Below are 25,679 nucleotides of genomic sequence, written 5' to 3' on the forward strand. Positions count from 1 at the left end.
GGCACCGGATATGTCGGCCTGGTTACAGGCACGTGCTTTGCTGAAACTGGAAACCAGGTTACCTGCGTAGACATTGATTCCCGCAAAATTGAAAAGATGCGTAGTGGCATCATCCCCATTTACGAACCAGGTCTGGAAGAACTCTTCCTGCGAAACACCAATGAAGGTCGCCTCAAATTCACTACTTCATTAGCGGAAGGCATCGAAGGAGCAGAAGTGATCTTTCTGGCCCTGCCCACGCCTCCGGGTGAAGATGGCTCGGCTGACCTTAAGTACATTCTGGGCGTGGCCAAGGATCTGGGTCCGTTGTTGAGTCAGTACGCCGTCATCATTGACAAATCGACCGTACCCGTGGGTACGGCCGAGAAAGTACGGGCGGCCATTGCCGAGAACGCTCAGGTGGACTTCGACGTGATCTCCAACCCGGAGTTCTTACGCGAAGGCGTGGCCGTGGAAGACTTCATGAAGCCCGATCGCGTGGTGATTGGCACGACTTCCGAGAAAGCCAAAGCGGTGATGAACCGGCTGTACGCTCCGCTGGTGCGGCAGGGCAACCCGATCATCTTCATGGATGAGCGTTCGGCCGAGATGACCAAGTACGCAGCCAACGCGTTTCTGGCCGTCAAGATCACGTTTATGAACGAGATTGCCAACCTCTGCGAGAAAGTGGGAGCCAACGTCGATGACATTCGTCGCGGGATTGGTACCGACAGCCGGATTGGTAAACGCTTTTTGTTTGCGGGAATTGGTTACGGGGGCTCGTGCTTCCCCAAAGATGTACAGGCCCTGCACAAAACTTCCAAGGATTACGACTACGACTTCAGTATCTTACAGTCGGTGATGACGGTCAACGAAGATCAGAAGACCAAGCTGATTCCGCACGTACTGGATTATTTCGGCGGGGACGTGAAAGGCAAGACGATTGCCATCTGGGGTCTGGCGTTTAAACCCTACACCGATGACATCCGGGAAGCCCCGGCTTTGTACAACATCCGGGAGCTGATTGCTCAGGGAGCTCACATCAAAGCCTACGATCCCGAGGCGATGGAAAACGTAGCGAATCTGTCGGACATTGGCTCGAAGGTCACCTTCACCAAGGATGCCTACTCGGCCCTGGTGGATGCGGACGCGTTGATGATCATGACCGAGTGGCCGCAGTTCCGCACGCCAGAGTTTGAGAAGATGGAAAGCCGCTTGAAGAACAAAGTGATCTTTGACGGACGCAACGTCTATGAGCTCGAGGACATGCAGGAGAAGGGCTACACCTATTACTCCATCGGTCGCGAAAAAGTTAATTAATCGATTCAAGAGAGGGAAGAACTACACATCTTTCCTCTTTTTTATATACTACTCACCTTTGTATGAAACGTGTACTCATCACCGGAGCAGCCGGATTTCTGGGATCCCATTTGTGTGATCGCTTTATTAAAGAAGGCTACTACGTCATTGGGATGGATAACCTGGTAACAGGTGATCTCAAAAACATCGAACACCTTCGATCCCTTCCTACGTTTGAATTCATTCACCACGATGTATCCAACTACATTGATGTGCCGGGTGAACTGGATTACATTCTACACTTTGCCAGTCCGGCCAGTCCGATTGACTACCTGAAAATTCCGATTCAAACGCTGAAAGTAGGCTCACTGGGCACGCACAACTGTCTGGGACTGGCTAAAGCCAAAGGTGCTCGCATTCTGGTGGCATCAACCTCGGAAGTATACGGTGACCCGCTGGTGCACCCGCAGACGGAAGATTACTGGGGCCACGTAAACCCCATTGGTCCTCGTGGCGTATACGACGAAGCCAAACGTTTTCAGGAGGCCATCACGATGGCTTACCACCGGTACCACGGCGTAGAAACGCGGATCATTCGTATTTTCAATACTTACGGTCCCCGGATGCGACTCAATGACGGTCGCGTGTTGCCCGCCTTCATTGGTCAGGCACTACGGGGTGAAGATTTGACGGTATTCGGCGATGGTTCACAAACCCGCTCGTTCTGTTACGTGGACGATTTAGTAGAAGGAATTTATCGCTTGCTGATGAGTGATTACGCCGAGCCCGTAAACATCGGTAACCCGGTCGAAATCACCATCAAGCAATTTGGTGAAGAAATCATCAAATTGACGGGTACCAAGCAACAGCTGGTTCTGAAGCCCCTGCCGCAGGATGATCCAAAGCAGCGTCGTCCGGACATTACCCGGGCTCAGCAAATCCTGGGCTGGGAGCCGCAGGTGACCCGCGAAGAAGGATTGCGTCGTACGTACGAATACTTCAAAAGCCTGCCCGAAGAAGAACTCTATAAAGCAGCCAACTACCGTTTCGGTACGCCCTATCAGGAAGGCAGCCACACGGTAAGCAAATAAGATAGATGCTTATAAAAAGAAAATCGCCCGTTGGAAGACGGGCGATTTTCTTTTTACTGCAATGAATTAATGATTACCGTTCATTCGCTGGGGAAGGGGGTGACCATTGCGGACCGGACTACTCTCCAGTCGAGCTTCTCGGGAGACCTCGGAAGACGGAAGTTCGGTCAATGCGTATAAGTGCTGGCGAAGTCGGTTCCGACGTTCAGTCAGGTCCGTCAGCGGCGTCAGGAAGCTAAGTTTGTTTTCGAGCGTTCCTTTCTGAATCAGATGCTCGGAAAGACTGCCTTCGATCTCAGCCAAACGTTGTTGTTTCTGCAGGCGGAGTTTGCGTAAACGCTTGAGTTTCGGCCCCGCCTGTAACCAGCGGAACCAGAAGCCCTGAAGAATCGGGAAGGACACGCCCAGACATACGGCACCGGCTACGGCAAACAGCACGCCCGACAGTACAAACGAAGCCAGGGCAAACGGACTCGTGACCAGCCCCTGATTAAGTACATCCACCTGCTGCATCTGCTTTTCAACCTGCAAAATGGCCGAAGCTGAGGTTTGATCGGCCTGCTGTAATTGCAGGTTTTTGATGTTTTGGGTAATGGCCTGCTTCATTTTATCTGTACGATAGGCTTCGTACCGGAACCAGCCCAATACAAACAGCGTCAGTACGGAAAAGATAGCCAGAGTAATTTTGAATGAAGCGTACAGCTTCTGACTCTTCTCCTGATTCTGCAGGTACGGTCCTTCGATCAATCGATCGTAGACCGGTTTCAACAATACCGACACCATCGCCAGACCTACGGCGAAAAACCAGGCTTCCGTCGTATTCCGGATATTGAGGGCATAGGCTACAATCTCGTGCGAAATGATCAGGTCACCCGCTACGAAGGAAAGGCCCGCTACGAAATACAGCAGTCCCGCAAACAGCGAGTACTTCGGAGCCGCTTTCTTGTATCGCTCTTCCAGCGAAGCAATATCGGCTTCCGTTTCGCTGACGCTCTGATTTTGGCGGGCAACGTCTTTATTGATACTGTCGATCTTCACCAGATGCTGTTGCAGCGATCCATACGTTTGTTGCTGATCCTGGCGGGTTTGCCGGATTTCCGTATCAAGTTCCTGTATTTCCTGCTGGATGAAGGTACGCTGGTGCTGAAGTCGGTCCGACTCGGGCTGATGAGGGGGTTGGAATGAGTTGCCTTCGGGATGGATGGGTTCCTGTGCCATTCGTTTCTACAATTAATACATGGGTTAAGATTCCTTCTGAAGAATCAGAAGAAAAAAGGCCAATAGTAAAAAAGTAGAGTTGTTTCGTAGAAAAACTAAGCTATGGGTTGGGAACAAGATCCGGGATTAGGCACATCCGTACCTATACCAACGTAAAAAGCGTCGGTTGCGTTGACTTCACAGGAAAAAAATATCAGTACGGTGTGAAAAAATGCAGTAAAACTTACGCCGTAAAGAGCTGTTTGAGCACCGTCCACAGGGCTTTTTTCTTGGCTTTATCTTCGTGCAAATCTTTCAGATGATCCACCATAACGAAGTTGATCTCTTCAACGGGGCGTATCTGGTACGGCATCAGAAATACCTGAATGCCCATTTTTTTGAGCGGCACACCGAAACTAAGCACGTGATGAACCGCCTTGCTACTCAGCAAAGACTGGTACTGAGACAACAGCGTTTGTGAAACATCCAGTAAATCGATAGTCTCCAGTGAAAGCCCAACGGATTTAAGGATGTTTTGCAGCAAATCGAGGTCCTTCTCACTCGGATTGTCTGTAAGTACCAGAAGTTGATGCTGGAAACGGAGGGGAGCAGGTTCCGGCGTTTGAACCGGAGCTGGTTTTTCGGTGGGCGGTACCACCACGGGTGTGGGGGGTGGTAGAGCAGGTTCCTGTACCTCTGGAGTCGGCTGGGGAGCTTCGACGGGAACGGCCGCTACCGGAACGGCTGTTTGTGGTACCGCCTGAAGGGGTTCAGCCACCGGCCTAGCTGGAACGTACTCCGACGGAATTAAAAAAAGTTGTTCGTCGAAAAAAAGCTGTTGCAGGAATACCGGGTCAGGTGAACTGTTCATCATGGTTCAAAAATACGGCTTCCCGATCAACTACTTATCATAGATACCTGATAAAATCAACTTGCAGACCAGAATCTGTACACGGGTGAATAGTTAACAGGCCTATCCCCAATTCTTTTAGCTTCTCTTCACTTCGTGGGTGAAATCCTGATCAGCCTTCGTGTTATAGGTGCCATTTCTCCGCGTTTTCTTCAACAACCGATTCTGCATTCAAGGCCCTGACCTGCTCTAAATTCACGGAAAATCATTGAAGTTTTACCTGTGATTCATAGCTCCAAAACTGGCTTCGATACGAAGTGTGCAATAGTATATTAAAATAATGAAACGTATAGTCAAGGTTAAAATCTTATCAAATTAAATAATATAATTCATTTTATTATTTAAATAATCCTATTACTTTTCAGTCAGGATGAAAAGATCTATTTACCTTTTACTAACTAAGTGTATATATGACACAATTGCTTCTACTTGAAACGATGCGAGAAAAAGTCCTTCATTTTTGGTCTTACCTGTTTTTTGAACGCAGGTTAAAAATGGTTCAGCCCTTGGTAATTCTATTAGGCCTATGTACCGCTCTACCCGCGTTCGCCCAAACAACAGTGCGAGGAAAAATTACGGACGACGCCGGCACTGCTCTGGTCGGAGCGAGTGTGGTCATCAAAGGGACTTCGCAGGGAGAGCTCACGAATAAAAACGGCGAGTATACCATCACGATCCCTTCTGGTACCACCGATCCTACACTGAGTATTTCGTTCATTGGGTACATGCGTCGGGAAATTCCGATTGGTAATCAGACGACCATCAATGTCACCCTGGAGACCGACAACGCGATGCTTTCGGAAGTCGTAGTGGTTGGCTACGGTACGCAAAGGGCTGGAGATATTACCAGCTCGGTGGCTTCCGTGAAGGCGGAAAATTTCGTGAAGGGTCCGGTTCGGGATGCCGGGCAACTTTTGCAGGGAAAAGTAGCGGGTCTGACGATTGGTACGCCCAGCGGTAACCCAACGTCCGGCTCGCAGATTGTATTACGAGGCAACACGACCCTGTTTGGAGCCAATACTGATCCGCTGATTATTATTGATGGGGTACCGGGAAATCTGAATACCGTAGCTCCGGAAGACATCGAGTCCATTGATGTCCTGAAAGATGGATCGGCCGCCGCTATTTACGGCGTTCGGGGTACGAATGGGGTCGTAATTATCACCACGAAGCGACCAAAAGCGGCCGAAACCAACGTGGTCGAGTACAGTGGCAACGTAAGTATCCAGTCCGTCGCCCGCAAACTTGATTTGTTAACGGCTCAGGACTATCGCAGTCAGATTGCAGCGGGTACCCGGGATGCCTCCTGGGATTTGGGAGGAGATACGGACTGGCTTCGGGAAATCTCCCGAACGCCCGTTACGAACATTCATAACCTGACCTTCCGGGGTGGCAGCAGTACCACCAATTACATTGCCTCCGTCAACTATCGGTACCTCGAAGGGATTTTCAAGAAATCGGATAACCGGACGTTCACGGGACGAATCGACGTCAACCACAGCATGTTTAATAAAAAGCTGGTGCTGAATCTGAGCCTGTTGAGCCAGCTCAACCGCTTCACGCAAACGGCCGATGGTGGAACCTTCAATGGGTATACCTATCGGCAGGCCGTCATCCGCAACCCAACGTCTCCGGTTTACGATCAGAATGGAAACTGGTTTGAGCAGCCCGGTAACTTCAATTACGAAAACCCGCTAGCCCGTTTATACGAAACCGACGGGCTGACCCGCAATGCGGATGCCCGGTTAATTGCCAACATCACGTACAATCCCATCAAGGATTTGCGGCTGAATGCTTTAGTTTCTTACAGTCGGAATAACAACAATGCGGGCTATGCGGAAACGAAACGACACATCTCAACCGTCCGGGATAATCGCAATGGATACGCCGCCATTGGAAGCTCGCTCAACATCACCCGATTACTCGAAACAACTGCCGAATACTCGAAGCAAATCGGTCTAAACCGCTTCACGTTGCTGGGCGGCTATGGGTATCAGGAAAATGAGTTTGAAAGCAGTTTTATGCAAAACTTCAATTTCCCGACGGACATCTTCAGCTACCACAACATGGCTCTGGGCAAAGCTCTGGCCGAAGGAAAAGCAAACATGGGTTCGAGTAAAAACGTAACCAACCTGATCAGTTTCTTTTCCCGGTTATCGTACAGTTACGATGATCGTTACTTATTAATGGCGAGTGTGCGGCACGAAGGGGCGAGTCAGTTGTACGGAGCCAAACGTCCCTGGGGAACCTTCATGGCGGGTTCCGTGGGCTGGCGGATTACGAACGAGGCCTTCATGAAAAACCAGACGATTTTCGATGATCTGAAGCTTCGGGCCGGGTACGGCGTGACGGGTAACCCGCCTTCATCCTCGTTTCTAAGTCAGGCCTTGCTAGGGTACGGTGGGTTCATTTACTCAAATGGCGAATGGGTGCGGTCACTGGGGCCGGTCACCAACCCTAACCCGAATCTTCGCTGGGAAGAAAAACATGAGACAAACATTGGATTAGACTTCTCGCTCAGGAAAGGTCGCATTAGCGGACAGGTGGATTATTACGTACGGCGAATCAAAGGCTTGCTTTACGACTACCAGGTGCCCAGTCCGCCCAATCTGTTTACATCTACGCGAGCGAACGTAGGAGTTATGGAAAACAAAGGACTGGAAGTACTGGTCAATTTTGTGCCCGTAAAAAACAAGGATTTCGAGTGGACGACTACGTTTCTGTTTTCCACCAACGGTAACAAACTGGTCAGCTTGTCCAACGACCTGTACCAAACGACCAACGATTACTTCACCACCGGAGGGACCGGCGAACCAATTCAGACGTTCACCAACATTGTCTTTATCGGCAAAGGCATTGGTGACTTCTACGGCTTTAAAGTCGTGGATATCGACGAAAGCGGAAAGTGGATTTACGAAAACAAAAACGGTGAGCGGGTAGGCTACAACGACTTTGGCCATTCGTTCGAAGACAAACGGGTACTGGGCAATGGTCTGCCGAAATACTACGGCGGCTGGAATAACAACCTGCGGTACAAAAACTTCGATTTATCGGTTACGATGCGGGGAGCCTTTGCTTACCAGATTCTGAATTTTCAGCGGATGTACCTGGAAAATCCGACGATTGTCAACTACAACCGTCTGAAATCATCGACTGAAAAAGTGTACGGAAAAGCAGTCCTGACGGCTCCGCTCGAATACAACAGCTACTACATCGAAAACGGCGATTTCTGGAAGATTGACAACATTACCGCGGGCTATAATTTCAATCCCAAGATCAAGAACATCCAGCGAGCCCGCGTATTCCTTTCTACGCTGAATACGCTCACCATTACGGGTTACAAGGGAATTGATCCCGAAGTAAACCGGAGCGGATTAAGCCCCGGCAGCGACGACCGCGATAAATATCCCACGACTCGGACGTTCACCGCTGGTATCAACTTAACATTCTAAATCTGAACTTCATGAAAAAGATATTCATACCTAAACTGCTGGCTTCTTTGTTCGTCATCGGAACGCTTCCGGGGTGTACAGACCTGAAGGACGAAGCCTACACCACCATTATTGCCAGCAAATTCAATCCTACCCAAAATGACATCGCGGCCATCACCGGAGCGGCGTATTCAAACTGGCGGTTTGTTATGCTCGACTGGGACGGTTACTGGCGGGCTCAGGAATTGAGTGCCGATCAGGAGGTCATACCGGGAAGACCTAATGGCTGGGTGGATGGAGGCGTCTACCGCCGTATTCATGAACACAAATGGACGTCGGAAGAGGGAATTGTCAGAAACACCTGGACCCGGACGTATGCGGGCATCACGAACTGCAATCGGATCATTTATCAGATTGAATCAAACCTGATTCCGGTAGGCGAAAGCAAAAATGCCGTCTTAGCCGAATTGAAAGTGTTGCGGGCATCTTATTACTACATCCTGCTGGATATGTTTGGCAACGTACCCCTGGTGACGCAGTTCGATTTACCGGAAGGATTCTTACCGAAACAAAGCACCCGGAAGGAAATATACGACTTTGTGGTGAAGGAAATTGAGTCAAATATTGCCCTGTTAAGTACGAAGAACGACGTTTCCACATACGGCAAATTCAACCAGTGGGCTGCTTATACGCTGCTGGCCAAAGTGTACCTGAACGCGGAAGTATATGCCGGTACGCCCCAATGGCAAAAAGCAGCCGATGCGGCCGACAAGGTGATCGCTTCCGGATTATTTACCCTGGAGAGCAACCAGAAAAATGTATTTCTTACCGAAAACCAGAATTCGAAAGAAATTGTCTGGGCCTTTCCGCTGGACGAGAAATACACGAATAACTGGAATGCTTTCGATCTGCACATGCAAAGCCTCTCGCCCGAAAATCAGGCGACGTATAATCTGAGAAGTGCTCCCTGGGGTGGCATGAGTGCTATTCCCCAATTCATTAGCTCCTTCGACAAGGACGATGTGCGGATGAAACAGAACTGGATCCAGGGACCGCAGTACTCTTCAAGTGGCGTTCCCTTAATCTGTACGATGGGTTCCTTTAAAGATAAGCCGCTGAACTACATCAACGAGGTGCCCAGTATTGCCGGAGCCGAATCTGTGCACGGCTACAGGCTGGGTAAATTTGAAATCAAGCTGGGAGCCGAAGTGCAGCTCAGTAATGATTTCCCCATCTTTCGTTACGCGGACGTACTTTTTATTAAAGCCGAAAGTCTGCTTCGCTTAGGCCGGGCCGACGAGGCGGCTACCCTGGTGACGCAGGTTAGAAAACGGGCCTTCCCCAGTAATCCGGACAAGGCGGTGGTGACCGGAGCCCAACTGCGGGGCGGAAGTACGTATGCCTACGGAAGAAGAGATACCGCCCAGAGTACGCAGGAAGGCGGCGATGATATAACCTATGGCCGTTTTCTGGACGAACTGGGCTGGGAGTTTGACCAGGAAGGTCGCCGTCGGCAGGATCTGATTCGGTTTGGCGTGTTCGCTAAAAAATCCTGGCTGTCGCACAGTGCTACCAACGACCTCAGGAAAAACCTCTTCCCCATTCCGGTGGTGGAAATGAACAAAAACTCCAATCTGCAACAAAATCCGGGTTACTAAAACGAATTTTGTAAAAGACGTGTTCGTAGCAAAGAGGAGCTATCCGCGAGGGTAGTTCCTCTTGCTAACTAAAGGCTTTTCCTGGAGCATTGATCCGGAAAAGAACGAGGATCGGATGGATTAGGGGCCCGAGGAAGAGTAGTGTCTACGTTCGCGAATGAATCAGGTAGAAGGCGTTTGGTCAAAATTAGCAGCCAACCGAGCGTTGTCCATTCGCCTGAAAAGCTCGAAGAAAGCGTATCTTTGCGGCCTCATTCCGAACGTCATCGTCGGTAATTTTTGTACTTGAATGACACCTAAAGAACAAGGTTTTTTCTTTCCTGCCGAGTGGCACCCGCACCGGGCTACCTGGCTTACGTTTCCGCATAACGACCATTCCTGGCAGGGCGACAAACTCGCCGGTATGCGTCCGCAGTACATTCAATTCATTAAGGCTATTTCACAGGGTGAAAAAGTTTGTATTAACGCCAATAGTGAAGCCCTTAAAACGCAGATTATCGGCTGGTTAACCGAGGCTGGCGTTGATCTTAATCAGATTGAATTTTTGATTAACCCTACGAATGATGCCTGGTGCCGCGACCACGGTCCGGCATTTCTGATTAACCCCGAAACCAAACAACGCCAGATTGTAAACTGGGGCTATAACGCTTGGGGAGGCAAGTATCCGCCGTATTCGGATGATGATGCACTGCCCGTTAAAATTGCTGCCTATCTGGATTTGCCTTACGTATCACCGGGCGTCATTATGGAAGGTGGATCGGTTGAATTTAACGGAGCAGGAACGGTGTTAACTTCCAAATCCTGCTTACTCAACCCGAACCGAAACCCCCATTTATCGCAGGAGCAGATCGAAAAATACCTGTGCGATTATTACGGAATGAATCAGGTGTTATGGGTGGAAGACGGCATCGTTGGGGATGATACGGACGGTCACATTGATGATACCACTCGTTTCGTAAACGAAGATACGGTTGTAGCTTGCGTAGAAACGGATCAGAATGATGAGAACTTTGAAGTGTTGAATACCAATCTTCAAATGCTCAAAGAAATGCGATTGCTGAATGGCAAGCAGCTGAATATCATCGAACTGCCCATGCCTAAACCGGTGTACATCAATGATTTCCGTACGCCGGGCAGTTACGCCAATTTCCTGATTTGTAACGCGGGCGTCATTGTGCCGGTATTCGACAATCCCAACGACCAGCGGGCGATTGATATTCTGGAGCAGGCATTTCCCGACCGTAAAGTCATTCCTTTGTTGGCCAATGAAATCATTTGGGGGCAGGGAAGTTTCCACTGCCTGAGCCAGCAGGAACCCTTAATCTAACGCTTCATCGCTGTCCGTCGCGTCAGACGGACAGCGTTTCTAACTATCGCATGATTGATTACAATAATCGGCAGTTTCGTACCTTGACTAACACCGAAAATGGCGAAGTCAGTGGCGAAACCCGTTTTCAGTACCATCAGGAAGGAAACCTGATTTGGGCGGAGTATGCCGGAGGATCGGTACATAAGGGTTCCATCATTGGAACGGTGGACGCCCAGGGCCATATTGATATGGTCTACCAACACCTCAATACGACGGGTGAACTGCGTACGGGTCGCTGTCATTCCATACCGGAAATTCAGGAAAACGGGAAGATTCGGCTGCACGAAACCTGGCAATGGACTTCCGGCGATGCCTCTTCCGGTACCTCGATTATTGAAGAATGCTAACCCATGCGACCATCTTTTCTGCAAGTACTGGTATTAGGCGGTCTGCTGGTACTGAGTGCCTGTACCAGCCAAAAGCGGCATTCCGCTCCTGTATCCGTATCCTTCCAGCCAACCGAGCTAAAAGCCCTGACCATTCAGGAAAAAATTACCCGGGCGGACGAAGTCATGCTAGCGTATTCCTTAAGCGTATTGGATGAAAACAATCAGCTGACGTCTACGCAAAATGGTATCTGGGGGGTACAACGCGTTCAGAAAGACGATCAGTTTACCAACTTTCAGGGATTGTCCCTGTCAGTACCACCGAAGAGTAAAGTCGTAGCAACGGTCGTACTGATGGAAATTGACGATTACAGTCGGGCCCAGAAATTCGTGGGAGAAATCCGGAAGTATACGGGAGTGGCCGGTGCCGTCGCGGGCTTTTTTCAGGTGACGGAATTAACCAATCCCGTCGGCTATTTTCTGCTTTCGTTACAGGCTGCCGGACTGGTACTCAACCAGTCCCGCTGGATTGATCCGGATGATTTGCTCGGAGCCGATACGAAAACCTATACCTACGATGAGTTACAGAAAGGACTGCCCGTAACGATTACCCCTTTAAAATTCAGTAACCACAGTCGTCTGGATCGTTACGAGTATCGGCTCCAGACCCGTTGGTCCATACAAAAGACTCGTTGAATAGTATCATGTTCCGGCCAAAGCCCGCTACCGTCAGAACTAGGTAGCACGCGGGAGTTTCCCTATCTTTGGACAATAATTCGGGACGAAAAACAGTTAGGCTCGGATGAACCCCAATTGCTCAGATATGTATAAATCACTTCGGTGGATCGCTTTCTTGTCTTGCTTTCTGGATTTTACTGCGTACGCTCAACAATCCACTGACCCGGTATTGATGACCATTGGTCCCAAAAAAGTGACGGTGAGCGAGTTCATGTATCATTACAAGAAAAACCCCGTCGGGGCCGATAGCCTCAATGAAAACGCCAGCCTACGGGAGTATCTGCCTTTGTTTATTAATTATAAACTGAAAGTACTGGCCGGCGAAAGCCTGGGCCTGGATACGACCGAGGCGTTCAGGGAAGAACTGGCCGGGTACCGCAAAGTATCGGCCCAGTCGTTCATTACGGATAAAAACGTGACGGAAGCTCTGGTGAAAGAGGCGTACGAACGGATGAAAGAGGAAATCAATGCCTCGCATATTCTGTTGGAAGTGGCTTCGAATGCTTCCCCCGACGACACCCTACGTGTGTACAATCAGGCTATAAGCATTCGGGAACGCATCCTGAAAGGAGAGTCGTTTGAAGAGCTGGCCAAACAGTTTTCGAAAGATCCTTACGCGGCCCGAAACGGGGGAACGCTGGGCTGGTTCACGGGATTACAAATGGTGTATCCCTTTGAAACGGCGGCCTACCAAACCAAGAAAGGCGACATTTCCATGCCCGTACGGACCAAGTTCGGCTATCACCTCATCCGGGTCAATGACCGCCGGACCAGTCAGGGAAATGTACAGGTAGCCCATCTGTTTGTACGCGTCGATCCCAATGCAACGGATTCGGAAAAGATGACGGCTAAAACGAAAATTGAAGAAGCGTACGGTGAACTGCAACGTGGCGTGCCGTTTGAGGCCGTAGTCAAGCAATTTTCGGAAGATGCCAGTACCAAAAGTGCGGGCGGGGTCATGCAGCCGTTCGGGACCGGAAAGATGCTGCCTCCCTTTGAAGAAGCAGCCTTTGCTCTGAAAAAGGAAAATGCGTATTCCGCTCCGTTTCAGACGCAGTATGGCTGGCATATTCTCAAGCTGGTTAAACGGATTCCTTTGCTCGATTACGCGGAAGTAGGGGGGTACCTCCGGACGAAAGTACAGTCGGATGATCGCTCGAACGTAAGTAAATCGGCCGTGCTTCGCCGGGTGAAACAGGAAAATAAATACGAAGAGAATAAAACGGCCGTAGCGGCAGCTCTCGAAAAAGCGAACCCCCTGCTGAAAGACGGCAAGTGGCAGGCTCCCGCCGATGCGAATCTCAATGGGCAGCTACTGTTCCGCATTGGTTCACAGGTATATCGGGTGAGCGACTTTTATAGTTACGTCCAGCAGACGCAGCGTCCACAGGCCGGAGCTTCGCCCCAAAGCCTCATGCAGAGCTTACTGAACGCCTTCATTGAGGAGAAGAATCTGGAGTACGAAGAGCAGCACCTGGAGGCAAAGAATGAAGATTTCAGGGATTTGATTCAGGAGTACCACGACGGTATGTTGTTGTTCCAGATGCTCGATGAAAAAGTCCAGGGTCGCTCGCTGACCGATACGACGGGTCAACGGCAATTTTACGAGCAGAATCGTAATAAATATCAGTTACCTCCGCGTGTCAAAGCAACCGTACTGGATGCAGCTTCACGGCCCATTCTGGACCTGGCATTGAAATCACTGGCAAAAAAACCGTATGCTCTCAGCCGAAAAGTAACGGATCTGACGTTTCCTAAAGGACAAACCAAATTAACGGAAGGACAACGCGAGCAACTTTTTGACTTAATTGTCATCTTAACAAAGAACTATGACTATCAGGTGGAAATCAGCGGTCACGCCGATGCCTCTGAAGCGGATTCCTGCTCGGCGGGACGTTTACGAAGCGTAGTAAATGAATTAGTGAAACGCGGGAATATTTCGCCGACGCGGATTGTTGAAGTAGACGAGAGTAAATTCAAACCCGTTTCCACGACGAACCGCGATAAAAACCGTCGGGTGTCATTCGCTCTCTTTACCAATGCTCCGATTGACGTAGTGCGGCAGTTTAATACGCAGAAAGCCGATAACCTGATTTATCAGGAAGGCTTTTTCCAGAAAGGCGAAAACAAGTTTGTTGATGCAGTAAGCTGGAAAGTAGGCAAGCAAACCGTAGAGAAAAGTGGCCGGGTGGTGCAGATTGATATTCAGGCTGTAGACAATGCCCGTACGAAAACGTTGAACGAAGCCCGGGGCCAAGTCATCAACGATTATCAGGTCTATCTGGAAAAAGACTGGGTGGAGTCGCTGAAAAAACAGTTTCCCGTACAGGTGAATGAAAATGAATTGAAAAAGTTAAAATAGTTGATTGGGTTGTTTTAAAAATCTGAAAATGAGAAAAATTCTTGGGTTGCTGATCGTGTTTTTACCGGTGCTGGGCTTTGCTCAGGCGTCTAAAGGTAAAGTCATCGACGGCGTGATTAGTAAGGTAGATAATCACTATATTCTGCGATCGGACCTGGATCAGATGTATCATCAGTATCAGGCTGAGAACCCTAAAAACGCTCCGACTCGCTGTCAGTGCCTGAATAGCCTGATTATTAACAAAGTAATGCTGGCAAAAGCCGAGATTGACTCCGTAACGGTGGAAGATCGGCAGGTAGATGGTGAACTCGAAGGCCGGATGGATCAGATGATCCAGATGTACGGTTCTGAGAGAAACATCGTCGAGCAGTTCGGTAAAAGCCTGGATCAGTTAAAAGCAGAGCTTCGTTCAGACGTAAAAAACAACTTGCTGGTGCAGGAAATGCAGCGTAAAATCACGAGTGACGTGAAAATTACGCCCAGCGAAGTACGGAAGTTCTTTAACTCGATTCCTAAAGACAGCTTACCCTATTTCCCCTCGGAAGTACAGGTAGGACACATTATCCGTCTGGCCAAGGTTACGAAAGAAGAGCGTGAGAAATTACGCGAACGACTGATGGATTATAAGAAGCGGGCGTTGGCTGGTGAAGATTTCGCTAAACTGGCCACCACGTATTCGGAAGACGTAGGAAGTGCCCAGAACGGTGGCTTGTACGCGAACGTCAAACGTGGTACGATGGTACCCGAATTTGAAGGAGCCGTATATCGCATGAAACCCGGCGAACTCTCCGAACCTATTGAATCTGAATACGGAATTCACCTGATCAAACTGGAAGACATTAAAGGGGAGGTCTATACGGCCCGCCACATTCTGCTACGTCCGGATTATAACCGTCTGGACATTGACGAGCCGACGCATTTCCTGGATTCCATTCGTACGCAATTAGTAGATGGCAAGCTGGATTTCGAAAAAGCAGCCAAGGAATACTCGGAAGATAAGGCTACGTCTGACGTAGGCGGCTGGATTCAGGATCCCGAAACACGGGCTCCACGCCTGGCTCTGGATGCCAGTATGGACCCCAGTTTGTATTTTACCCTGGATTCCATGCAGGTAGGTACTTATTCAACCGTAACGCCATATCGGACTAATGATGGCAAAACGGGCGTCCGGATCATTTATTATAAAACAAAGTATCCCCCGCATTACGCTAACCTGGAAGAAGATTATCAGAAACTCCAGAAAATTGCCCTGAGCCGCAAGCGAAACAATGCCGTTGAAAAATGGTTTAAGAAAACGAAAGGCGAAGTGTTTATTCAGGTACGTGACGAAGATTTGAAGCAGGAGTGTGACGAAGTAATCGCCGCTTTTAGTAATTAACAGGGCTTTTGAAGTACTGAAGGGGTTTGACACCGCTGAAAGTTTTTGGATAAATGATCAAAAAACGATTCAGCTTGTGTCAAACCCTTTCTTATTTTAGTGATTCTTTTGGTCTAAACCCTATTTAACTACGTATGACGTATTCTTCCGATGTCGAAGGAGTAAAGGCTCTCAATGAGGCGTATCAAAAGTTACATGCTGAAATTACTAAGGTAGTAATCGGGCAGGATGAAGTCGTACGTTTACTGTTGACCGCCATTTTTTGTCAGGGGCACTGTTTGCTGGTCGGCGTACCGGGTCTGGCTAAAACCCTGCTCATCCAGACGATGGCCGGTGCTCTGGATTTGAGTTTTAACCGGATTCAGTTTACGCCGGATTTGATGCCTTCGGACATTACGGGTTCAGAAACGCTGGATAACGACCGGAATTTCCGTTTCATCAAAGGGCCTATTTTCTCCAACATCATTCTGGCGGATGAAATCAACCGTACGCCGCCCAAAACGCAGTCAGCTCTGCTGGAGTCCATGCAGGAGTATGCAGTGACCATCGCGGGGCAGAAGTATTCGCTGAGCCGTCCGTTTTTCGTGCTGGCGACCCAAAACCCCATTGAGCAGGAAGGTACGTATCCGCTACCGGAAGCCCAGCTCGACCGGTTTATGTTCATGATTCAGCTGACGTATCCGAAATTTGAGTCGGAGCTGGCCATTGTGAAAGCAACCACTACCGATAACCGTTACGAAGTAAAACAACAGGTTACGGGCGAAGAAATTCAGTACTTTCAACATTTGGTACGACGCGTCCCCATTGCTGATAACGTGGTTGAATATGCGGTTCGACTGGTGCACAAAACGCGTCCACAAACGGAACTGGCCTCCCGGGAAGCCAATGAGTTTCTGGAGTGGGGAGCCGGGCCGCGTGCTTCGCAAAACCTGATTCTGGCGGCTAAGTGCAATGCCTTGTTTAATGGAAAATTTTCGCCGGATATTGAAGATGTACAGGCGGTAGCTTTGCCCATTTTGCGGCACCGCATCGTACGTAACTTCAAAGCGGAAGCGGAAGGCGTAACGGTAGAGGATTTGATTCGTAAAATTATTTAATTCCAGATGTATAAATGAGAAAAGCGGACCCAATTAGGTCCGCTTTTCTCATTTATCAATGGTTCCTAAACTATTAAAACTCAAGTTTCAGAGAATCCGGTTCGTTCTCCGTAACACTTTCGGTGGCTTCAGCTACTTCTGCCCCTTCTTCATCCCACAGCAAACGTACATTCTTGGCGATGTAATCACCCCGGTCATTCAGCGATAAAACGAATTCCACTTCGTCCCCTTCCTGTAGTTCATTGAAATCCGTATCTACCAGACTGGTGTAATGGAAGAACAGGTTATTGGGGGGATATTTGATGAAACCATACCCGTTTTTGAGCGAGTAAATGGTACTTGTCATTAGTTCGCCCGTATGCTCAGCCAGGGTCGGATTAGGACCTACGGCAGCATCGGCTGCCGGACGTTCAGCCCGGGGAGCGGTTTGTGGCGGCGAAGGTGGGATGACGAAAAGTCCATTAATCAGCGGATCATTCCGACGTACGCGGTCTTCAATGATGTTCTGCATGTCAGCGTAATAGGATACTTCTTCCAGCAGATCCTGCGACGTCCGGGTGACCATTTTCTGGCCGTCTTCCGTCGTATATTCAAAGTCCCAGCTCAGTACCATCACCCGCGTACCGATCGTATTCAGTTTACGAACCAGGGGTACGAAATCACCGTCTGAAGCAATGAGAACAATAATATCAAATTTTTTATACAGAGCCATTTCGTAAGCTTCCAGAGCCAGCCATACGTCAATTCCTTTTTCGTGGCGGTTGTTAAAGGTATTACGAATGGGCAGGTAATGCGTAGTAACGCCTTCAGCCATGAGCAGGTCATCAAAAACCCGATCATAAAACAGCATGTGCCCCCGTTGACTAGCCTCCTGAGCATTCAGACGACCGCGGAAATAATGGGCATCTACAATCTGGCAGGAACGTGTATCTGAATTCAACTCATCGGCAACCTGATTTCTAATAAAACTATGTAAACCTGATACGCTTATACGACTTTTACGGGAGTGAAAATAATTATAATAATTGCTTACGTGTAAGAAATAATTGCCGTCATAAAATACGCCAATTCGAGTAAGTGATAACTGGTCGTTAGCCATTTGATAGGGTATGTTTTATCGTTTTTATAGTTAAATAGAAATAATCCTTTTTACTCAGGTAAGTCGACTTAGGGTGGGCTAGATCTATTTTATCAACTTATAGGGCGGGTAAATTCTATCGGAACAAACCTGGAAATTTGGCGGTCGGATATTTCTAATTAATGACAAATTTAAGGATTAAAAGCACTTTTTGCAAACCCCTTCCAGTCTTCCTCCGTGTCAATATCTACAGAACCTAGAGGAAAGGCTACTTTTTTTAGCTGGTCAGCATATTTGTTAGCTAAAGGCTTCGCTCCACGATCGCCCGTTAACGTTAGCAATTCCGGAAAATAAGCTGATCCAAATAGCATGGGAACCCCCCAGTCGGAATCGTAATCCGATACCACAATACAATTGGCGTCACCGTTGTAGAGGTTTAGAATTTCCTGGAGTAGGGGCGTGTCCAGATGGGGCTGGTCAGTTAGTACAAACAATAGGGCATCGGCCCGTTGCTCGATCGCATACGTTGTGGCCAGACGTACGGATGCAGCCATTCCTTCCGACCAGTCTGGATTGAACAAAACCGTCACGGGTAAGTCGGCTACCGCAGCTGCTACTGGTTCGGCATACGCTCCCGTAATGAGGCAAACGGACGTTTCAGCGTACTGAATCCGCAGGACGGTTTGCGTTACGCGGTGAAGCAGCGTTTGCTCTTCCCATTCAATCAGTTGTTTCGGTCGACCCAGGCGACTGGAACGACCCGCCGCTAAAATAGCCAGTTGTACATTCATTGTAGATGAATAGCGTCCGTTGGTGGATCAAATGCGTTGGTAGGGTAGGTAACTTCAACCAGGAAAAGTCCATCGGGCGGTACGGCACGTCCGGCTTTTTTCCGGTCTTTCGCCAGAATAATTTGTTCAAAATCGCTAACTGTAGTCCGTCCCCGTCCGACGTCCATCAGCGTTCCGACCAGGGCCCGTACCATACCCCGTAGAAAACGGTCGGCCCGTACATGAAAAATAAGTTCGTGTCCCCGTTCTTCCCAGCGAGCTTCCGTAATGGCACAGCGAAAGGTTTTTACCTGCGTATTTACCAGACTAAAACTCTGAAAATCACTGTATCTCAGCAGATATTCAGCCGCCTGATTCATGGCCGATACGTCGAGCGGAAAACTAAACGGATAAACCATGGAAGGGCGGAAAGGGTTTTTAAGGCGTGAAATTCGGTATTCGTACTTTCGGGAAGTAGCCGTAAACCGGGCATGAACGTCCGGACGAATGGGGAAAATACGATAGACGACGATACCGGGGGGCAGCATACGATTTGCTTTGAAAGCCACAAAATCCAGATCGTCGGTAATGGGAGCAGGCCATTCGAAATGGGCGAACTGTTGCTCGGCGTGAACGCCAGTATCCGTACGTCCAGACCCAACCAGAGCGACGGGATTTTTCAGAAGTACGGAAAGCGATTTTTCCAGGGCTTCCTGAATGGAAACCGCATTGGGTTGTTTTTGCCAGCCATTGAAAGCCGAACCATTGTACGCAAATGAAATCATATACCGCATCCGACAAAGGTACGGTGCGAAGCGGCCTAAATGAAAACAGAAACTTACTTCCCTAAACGAGCCTGGTATTTTTTGAAGTTAGCTTTAATGACCTGAACCAGATCATACTCCGAAGATTGTAGCACGAAGTCGTCGTCAATGGGAAACAATCGCATGAATTCTTCCAGGTCTTCACCATCCAGCTTGGTAACCTGATTAACCACCTGAGCGTTGTATTTGAATTCCGCGAGTTTGTGTTTCCGATCCTGTTGCTGAAGTACCCCCAGCTTCCGCAGGTTCTTAGCCCGCTTGCTGAATAGTTCGTACATCAGGGAAATCGGAGAGTTGGCCATTTCCATAATCTGCCCCGTCGACATATTTTTTTTGGCCAGCGGTTCTTTCAGGGCTTTCTCGATTTCGTACTTGATCTCGGCTTCTGATTTTGCCGTAATCTGAACTTCATCGAGTGTTCTTCCTTCGGACGTGAAAACGTACTGCTTTACGGTGGTGACGATATCATCTCCCGTGGAATCAACGCTAACCGTTGCATCATCACAGCCGTTGCAGGTAATGCGTAGCTGATCGCCCGTGCGAGCCATGATCAAGAAAGTACCCGTTTTATTCGTACGCGTCACATCCTGCGTTCGGAGGTTTCGAACAGAAGCCAGGTTGATGGGCTTTTTCGTGGAATCATTTAAAGCAACGCCAGTAATGTAGCGGTCCTGAGCCGAAACTTCGGAAATCAGGCCTATTCCTATCCATACGGCAATTAAGGCTGCGAATCTTGAGATCATTGTACGACAATTCTATCGTAAAACTAAGGCTTTCCGAGAAAATTGTCCAGCTTTCTCTTGCTTAGTAATTTTTAACAAAAAAGGGAAGCGTGTTAAGACGCTTCCCTTTGCTTAATTTCAGGTCATTCACCCGATTTCTCTTCAGGTACTTTTTCGACAATTTTATTAATGTCTCGTTCGAGCTGACGGGAAATTTGAGTTGGGTTGTCTACGGCTTTTTCTACCGAACCCCGCCAAACCAGCTTGCGGGTTTTGGCATCTACAATATCCAGTACTACGGTTCCAGCTTCGTATTTTTCCCGACGGGATCGCGGACCGCCGCCCCATCCATACCAGGACGGCCCCCAGCCTCGCCAGCCCCAACGTCCCCAGCCCATGTAAGGACCATACAGGGGAGCCGGATCAGACACGGTACGTTCTTTCTGTTCTACGAAGAAGTGGTATCCAATGAGCATATCCGGATTGCTCTCATCGCGTTGATAGCCCTTTTCGGAAAGTGTGCTCTCCACGGCATTTTCCAGATTCTGCGTGGCAATTTCATTATAGTAGACTGGATTCTTGCCGGCTTGTACATCCGAGTCCATCCAGGCGAATGTTTTGTATTTACTGAAGTTGGCTCGGCTGCTTTTATCTACATTGACAGTAGTACAGGCCATAGCTACCCAGAGTAGCGAAAGAAGCAGGAGTAGTTGATGCAGGAATGTTTTCATGGCTATCCATATCGTAGGTGTATCTGCTACGGTTAAAAACGAATGCCATAGGCTGAAATTGAGCAAAAAAATACCCCGCTCCGGGATGGGAGCGGGGTGCTTTCAGCACGCTAAAGAAAACCTTAGATTTTCTTAACGTTTACGGCGTTCAAGCCACGCTTGCCTTCGATCGTCTCGAAAGAAACACGATCATCCTGACGAATGGTAGCTGAACTCAGACCCGTCGCGTGCACGAAAATATCTTGCCCGGAAGCGTCATCAAGAATAAAGCCAAAACCTTTCGTTTCGTTGAAAAATTTTACAGTGCCTGTTTGCATTGTGAATAAAAATAAATAAAACAAAAATCTCCTGTACGTCAGGATTCAGCAAAGGTAACCGTAATCTTTAGAGTTTTTCTATACAAGGTACGTATATTGAAAAAAAAATGTGTAAACTAGAGCCACTGGGCCAAATTTGGCATATTTGTCAGGATAAATTTTCTTTTTCCGAGATCGTCAGGAGCAATCTTCCCGGATTTCGTACCGCTGCATGCTTACTATGGAACCTCTTTTCAGTCGCCGCCGGACGATCGGCCAACTTTCGGGCCTGTTTGGCGGAGTTTTTCTTCCTTTTCCTTCTAGTAAAAAAGCTTACGTAGCGGAGCCATTCCGATACTGTCTGAACATGAGTACCCTGCGAGGCCATAAACTGGGCTTCGAAAAAGAACTTCAAATAGCCGCTCAGGCAGGGTTCCGGTCCGTGGAGGTGTGGGTGGATTCGGTGCAGGACTACGTAAAGCAGGGCAAAACGCTGGCCGATGCCCGCAAGCTGATTACGGATCTGGGATTGACCGTCGAAAATGCTATCGGTTTTGCCCCCTGGATTGTAGACGATGCGGGCGTTCGTTCCAAGGCCCTCGAGCAGATGAAACGGGAAATGGATATGCTCGCCGGTATTGGCTGCAAACGTACGGCAGCCCCGCCCATGGGTGCCACGACTTCTCCTAAACTGGACCTGACGAAAGTGGCGGAACGGTACCGGATTATTCTGGAATTGGGTACGCAAACGGGCGTCATGCCGCACCTGGAACTTTGGGGATTTTCCAGTAACCTGAGCAAACTGAGTGAGGTGATGTACGTAGCTCTAGAGAGTGGACATCCTTCGGCTCGTCTGTTATTGGATGTTTACCATCTGTACAAAGGCGGTTCCAGTCTGGCGAGTTTACCGCTGGTCGGAAAGCCCGCGATGGAAATCTTTCACGTAAATGATTATCCAGCCAATCTCACCGCTGAAAAGATTACGGATGCGGATCGCATCTTCACGGGCGATGGCGTAGCCCCGATTCAGAAAATTCTAAAGGCTATCCATACACCGGAACAGCCGCTAATTCTTTCCCTGGAAGTATTTAACAAATCCTACTACGCTCAGGACCCGCTGACAGTTGCCAAGAATGGACTGGCAAAGATGAAGGCGGTGACGGGGGGAGTTTAGAGTTTTGAGCGGTAGCCGCTGCGGTTTTGAGTTTTCCGTTTTCCGTTTTCCGTTTTCCGTTTTCCGTTTTGATAGGATAAACCTAGTAAAGGTAGGGGGACGGGTTGTCCGTAGTATGTACTACGGACGCAAAGTTGGTAGGCTGTGCCTACCGGGCGGGACGCACCCATACCCCGCATTGCATACGGGCCTAATCACATTGAACCCCTTCAGGGTTGACAGTACACCACGCTCGGCCCCAATTTTTAACCGTCATGGAATGATCGGGGCGAACATGCTTTCGCGTCTGTGACGTGAGTCAGTTGCTTCCAGTAAAAAAGGCAGTTTGTCTCCAGCATTCGCTACGGAGTAGCACCTGTAGCTTCGGGTAAATGAGCCTCATGGGCGTTTTAATAACTGGATCTGTGCATTGTCCAATTCACTAGGCTTAGCATCAGGACAGGGAAGCTAATGCTTTGATTAATGGAACAAAAAAACTCCGCTATCCCTTTTCGATAGCGGAGTAAATCACTCGTAAGTCTTTATTCGTTACCGGGGCCGGCTGGTAGCACCGCCGCCCGTCGCGGGGGCACCGCCCTGCATGCCGTCACCGCCTGACTTGACGTCATCGTTATTGACGGATTTGCCTTTTTTGCGGGGAGCATCCATGGTCATCTTACCAATTTTGTAGCTAAAGGTCAGACGAATGCCCCGCATGAAAATGTGCATGTCCGACAACTGCGTGAATTGAGCAGAACGACGATCGGTACGAATGTTGATGCTCTTGGTCAGGAAGTTTTCACCGGCAATACCAATGCTTCCTTTCTTGTTTTTGAAATCTTTCTTAATCCCCGCGGAGTAGAAGGCAAAGCCACCCGTACGGCCCTGTAATTGCACCTGCGAACCTTGCAGGAAGCCAAAGGCCTGAGCACCCCATCCATTCTTGAACTGAATCTGCGTATTCAATCCACCACCTACGTTAAAACCGGAGTTGCTGACGGGTTCGGAAATACTACTCGAAACCCGGGCCACGCCGCGTAAGTTGGAGTAGAGAATATTCGAGAACAACATGACGTTCCATTTGGAGGTAATGGCCAGGTTACCGAAAATGTTCGTACCCACGGCCCGCTCACTGCCAATGTTCTGATACGTAGTCAGTACGCCACCCGCCAGTGTATCGTTAGCCGATACGACCTGCGTAATGGTCTGATCGGTGAAACGGCCAAAGAAGCTAGCATTCACAAACAACTTCTTGATGTTTTTGCTAACGCCTAATTCCACGTTGTCCGTCAATTCAGGACGTAAGGAAGCGTTCCCGATGGAGATATTCTGCGGGTTCGCTGCATTGATGTTCGGATTCAATTGCTGAATACCGGGTCGCTGAATCCGACGGTTATAGCCCAGTTTCAAGGTTGTACCTTTAAAGCTTTTCGAAACGTTCAAACTGGGTACCAGGTTGCCGTAGTTAGGAATGTTAATGTCGCCGCCTTCCCGGGTACTGGCCTCAATCGTCGTATATTCGTAACGCGTACCGGCCTTGATGGTATACCGATTCTTTGTCGTCAGCGTGTACGAAGCATAGCCACCCGCTACACTCTGGTTGTAATCCAGTGCTCCCGAAGGCTGCCGGGTACTTTGCGTCAACGGCTCTGAACCATTCCCGTACAGATACTGGTAATCGCTGTTTACGGTCCGCATGATTCCCTTGGCTCCGAATTCCAGCATCTGGTTTTTCTTGAGGGGCGTCTGGTAGTCCGTTTGCAGCGTAATTTCCTGGTTCAGGTTGTGGTTGATGTTTTTCTCCCGGTTCAGCATTGCATCCGTGGCATTCCGCTCGATCGCGTCAAAATTGTTGGTCAGGTCATTGCGGCTGTACTGCGTCGAAATGCTCCATTCCTGCTGGGGTTTGTAGGTGTGCAGGTAATCGACGTTCATATCCACCGTACCCGACAGGTTTTTGGTATCCACATCCCGTCGTACCGTACCCGTCAATACGTCATTAATAAACGACTGCGTATTCAGATTCAGGTCATTGAGCATATTCCGGGCACCGTACCGCACGCCCGCCGTAAGCGATTGATTTTTGGCGATGTCGTAGTCAAAACCCAGGTTGTAGTTTCCGAACAGGCCGCTGTTGACCCCGTCGGTAGTCTGGTAGGTACGTGTCGAACCGTTGTCTCGGAAGTTCGTCTGATCGTTGAAGCCCTGTAGTTTCAGGTTATAGTTAGCCCGGCCAAAGCCACCCAGATTGAAGCCGATTTTTCCCTTGCGGTAGTTGCCGTTCAGCGATAAGTTAGAGCCCCGGTTCCCCACACCCGCGTCTACGTTCAGGTTAAGACCTTGTAGCGTATTCTTCTTGGTAATAATGTTGATGATCCCACCCGATCCTTCCGCATCATATTTAGCCGAGGGAGAGGTAATCACTTCCACCGTTTTGATCATATCCGCGGGAATTTGCTTGAGAGCATCCGCTACGCTGCTGGCAACGATAGTACTGGGCTTATTGTTAATCAGAACCCGTACGTTCCGACTGCCGCGAAGGGACAGGTTTCCTTCCAGATCGACCGTCAGCATGGGTACTTTCCGCAGGACGTCGGCGGCGTCGCCACCTTTCGCCATGATGTCTTTTTCGGCGTTATACACCAGTCGGTCTACTTTTTCTTCGATGAGTTCCTTCTGGCCCGTAACGGTGACTTCCTCCAGCGTTTTGGTTTTGGAAGAAAGCTTAATAACCCCCAGATCAAGGTCCTGACCTTTGGTAACGGTTACACCATCAACGGTTTTGGTTTCGTACCCGATGAAAGTGATCAGGAGTTTGTAGTCGCCAGCAGCTACACGATTCAGGGTGAATTTTCCTTTGTCGTCGGCTACTGTACCGTCTACGGGTTTGTTGGTTGCTTTGTTAACAAGGGCAACACTGGCGAATTCTACGGCCTTGGTAAGGGCTGAATCCACGACAAAACCCGTAATCTTGGAATTGCCTTTGGGCGTGTTGTCGTCGGCTGTACCGGGAATCGCTTTTCGCTGAGGAGTAACGCCCCCCATCGGAAACTGAGCCCAGGCCGTTTGAAGGCCAAGAAGACAGGTGAGAAGAAGTAAAAGCTTTTTCATGAGATGAAATTTCAAATGTGCTAAGGGGGATTTTCCCGTGCTCGTACCGGGAAAAATCAATGATGTGGGAGATCGGTAAGGAGTTGCAACCGAACGAATGCTCAAAAATACGGACGTATACGTGTGAGGTGCCCCGGTTTTGGGAACAGAGGTACGTAG

Annotated in this window: 20 protein-coding genes; 11 read left to right on the forward strand and 9 right to left on the reverse strand. The window is 49.1% G+C overall.

Going from position 1 to position 25,679, the window contains the following annotated elements:
- Together BWI97_RS16045 and BWI97_RS16050 are read left to right on the forward strand one after the other, a co-directional pair.
- Positions 1 to 1,299 (forward strand): UDP-glucose/GDP-mannose dehydrogenase family protein (locus BWI97_RS16045; RefSeq protein ID WP_102201790.1); only part of this gene is annotated, 1,299 nt, incomplete at its 5' end.
- Between the two features lie 62 nt (positions 1,300 to 1,361).
- Positions 1,362 to 2,369: a UDP-glucuronic acid decarboxylase family protein gene (locus tag BWI97_RS16050; protein ID WP_094811382.1), complete on the forward strand. Its 1,008-nt coding sequence runs from the start codon at positions 1,362 to 1,364 to the stop codon at positions 2,367 to 2,369.
- Between the two features lie 66 nt (positions 2,370 to 2,435).
- On the opposite strand, the gene BWI97_RS16055 is transcribed toward BWI97_RS16050, so the two are convergent.
- Entirely contained in the window at positions 2,436 to 3,587 is a 1,152-nt protein-coding gene (locus BWI97_RS16055) for a hypothetical protein (RefSeq protein WP_102201792.1), read from the reverse strand.
- A gap of 223 nt (positions 3,588 to 3,810) precedes the next feature.
- Positions 3,811 to 4,440: a DNA polymerase III subunit psi gene (locus BWI97_RS16060; RefSeq protein WP_102201794.1), complete on the reverse strand. Its 630-nt coding sequence runs from the start codon at positions 4,438 to 4,440 to the stop codon at positions 3,811 to 3,813.
- A 596-nt stretch (positions 4,441 to 5,036) separates the two neighbouring features.
- Here BWI97_RS16060 and BWI97_RS16065 point away from each other — a divergent pair.
- The 8 genes from BWI97_RS16065 to BWI97_RS16100 all read left to right on the forward strand — a co-directional run bounded on the left by BWI97_RS16065 (position 5,037) and on the right by BWI97_RS16100 (position 16,835).
- Entirely contained in the window at positions 5,037 to 7,928 is a 2,892-nt protein-coding gene (locus BWI97_RS16065) for a SusC/RagA family TonB-linked outer membrane protein (protein WP_199182020.1), read from the forward strand.
- A gap of 11 nt (positions 7,929 to 7,939) precedes the next feature.
- A complete protein-coding gene (locus BWI97_RS16070; protein ID WP_102201796.1) occupies positions 7,940 to 9,565 on the forward strand; it encodes a RagB/SusD family nutrient uptake outer membrane protein in 1,626 nt (541 codons plus the stop codon).
- A gap of 289 nt (positions 9,566 to 9,854) precedes the next feature.
- Positions 9,855 to 10,892 carry an agmatine/peptidylarginine deiminase gene (locus tag BWI97_RS16075; RefSeq protein ID WP_102201798.1) on the forward strand — a complete coding sequence of 346 codons (1,038 nt, stop codon included), beginning with the start codon at positions 9,855 to 9,857 and terminating at the stop codon, positions 10,890 to 10,892.
- Positions 10,893 to 10,942: 50 nt separating this feature from the next.
- Positions 10,943 to 11,281 carry a n-acetylglutamate synthase gene (locus tag BWI97_RS16080; protein ID WP_102201800.1) on the forward strand — a complete coding sequence of 113 codons (339 nt, stop codon included), beginning with the start codon at positions 10,943 to 10,945 and terminating at the stop codon, positions 11,279 to 11,281.
- Between the two features lie 3 nt (positions 11,282 to 11,284).
- The gene (locus BWI97_RS16085; protein WP_102201802.1) at positions 11,285 to 11,956 is read left to right on the forward strand and encodes a hypothetical protein; all 672 of its coding nucleotides are present in this window, start codon (positions 11,285 to 11,287) and stop codon (positions 11,954 to 11,956) included.
- Between the two features lie 127 nt (positions 11,957 to 12,083).
- A complete protein-coding gene (locus BWI97_RS16090) occupies positions 12,084 to 14,360 on the forward strand; it encodes a peptidylprolyl isomerase (RefSeq protein WP_158242775.1) in 2,277 nt (758 codons plus the stop codon).
- 28 nt (positions 14,361 to 14,388) lie between these two features.
- Positions 14,389 to 15,738 (forward strand): peptidylprolyl isomerase, encoded by a 1,350-nt coding sequence (locus BWI97_RS16095; RefSeq protein ID WP_102201806.1) that lies wholly within the window; start codon positions 14,389 to 14,391, stop codon positions 15,736 to 15,738.
- A 134-nt stretch (positions 15,739 to 15,872) separates the two neighbouring features.
- Positions 15,873 to 16,835 carry a MoxR family ATPase gene (locus tag BWI97_RS16100; RefSeq protein WP_094811399.1) on the forward strand — a complete coding sequence of 321 codons (963 nt, stop codon included), beginning with the start codon at positions 15,873 to 15,875 and terminating at the stop codon, positions 16,833 to 16,835.
- 73 nt (positions 16,836 to 16,908) lie between these two features.
- On the opposite strand, the gene BWI97_RS16105 is transcribed toward BWI97_RS16100, so the two are convergent.
- The 6 genes from BWI97_RS16105 to BWI97_RS16130 all read right to left on the reverse strand — a co-directional run bounded on the left by BWI97_RS16105 (position 16,909) and on the right by BWI97_RS16130 (position 21,277).
- Positions 16,909 to 17,934, reverse strand: coding sequence for an NYN domain-containing protein (locus tag BWI97_RS16105; RefSeq protein ID WP_094811401.1), 1,026 nt, complete (start codon positions 17,932 to 17,934; stop codon positions 16,909 to 16,911).
- A 170-nt stretch (positions 17,935 to 18,104) separates the two neighbouring features.
- A complete protein-coding gene (locus tag BWI97_RS16110) occupies positions 18,105 to 18,704 on the reverse strand; it encodes an NTP transferase domain-containing protein (RefSeq protein WP_102201808.1) in 600 nt (199 codons plus the stop codon).
- On the reverse strand, positions 18,701 to 19,477 hold the full coding sequence (truA, locus tag BWI97_RS16115; protein ID WP_102201810.1) for a tRNA pseudouridine(38-40) synthase TruA: 777 nt from the start codon (positions 19,475 to 19,477) through the stop codon (positions 18,701 to 18,703). Before truA ends, BWI97_RS16110 begins: the two co-directional genes overlap by 4 nt.
- A 44-nt stretch (positions 19,478 to 19,521) precedes the next feature.
- Entirely contained in the window at positions 19,522 to 20,250 is a 729-nt protein-coding gene (locus tag BWI97_RS16120; RefSeq protein WP_102201811.1) for a hypothetical protein, read from the reverse strand.
- 122 nt (positions 20,251 to 20,372) lie between these two features.
- Positions 20,373 to 20,960, reverse strand: a complete 588-nt coding sequence (locus BWI97_RS16125) for a DUF4136 domain-containing protein (protein WP_094811409.1) — start codon at positions 20,958 to 20,960, stop codon at positions 20,373 to 20,375.
- 122 nt (positions 20,961 to 21,082) lie between these two features.
- Positions 21,083 to 21,277 carry a cold-shock protein gene (locus BWI97_RS16130; protein ID WP_093199677.1) on the reverse strand — a complete coding sequence of 65 codons (195 nt, stop codon included), beginning with the start codon at positions 21,275 to 21,277 and terminating at the stop codon, positions 21,083 to 21,085.
- A 220-nt stretch (positions 21,278 to 21,497) separates the two neighbouring features.
- Here BWI97_RS16130 and BWI97_RS16135 point away from each other — a divergent pair, with 220 nt between their 5' ends.
- A complete protein-coding gene (locus tag BWI97_RS16135) occupies positions 21,498 to 22,430 on the forward strand; it encodes a sugar phosphate isomerase/epimerase family protein (protein ID WP_199182021.1) in 933 nt (310 codons plus the stop codon).
- 528 nt (positions 22,431 to 22,958) lie between these two features.
- On the opposite strand, the gene BWI97_RS16145 is transcribed toward BWI97_RS16135, so the two are convergent.
- On the reverse strand, positions 22,959 to 25,520 hold the full coding sequence (locus BWI97_RS16145) for a TonB-dependent receptor domain-containing protein (RefSeq protein ID WP_102201830.1): 2,562 nt from the start codon (positions 25,518 to 25,520) through the stop codon (positions 22,959 to 22,961).
- Between the last annotated feature and the right edge of the window lie 159 nt (positions 25,521 to 25,679).

Origin of the sequence: Siphonobacter sp. BAB-5405 (assembly GCF_002872335.1) — a bacterium.
In the GTDB taxonomy this organism is placed as follows: Bacteria; Bacteroidota; Bacteroidia; order Cytophagales; family Spirosomataceae; genus Siphonobacter.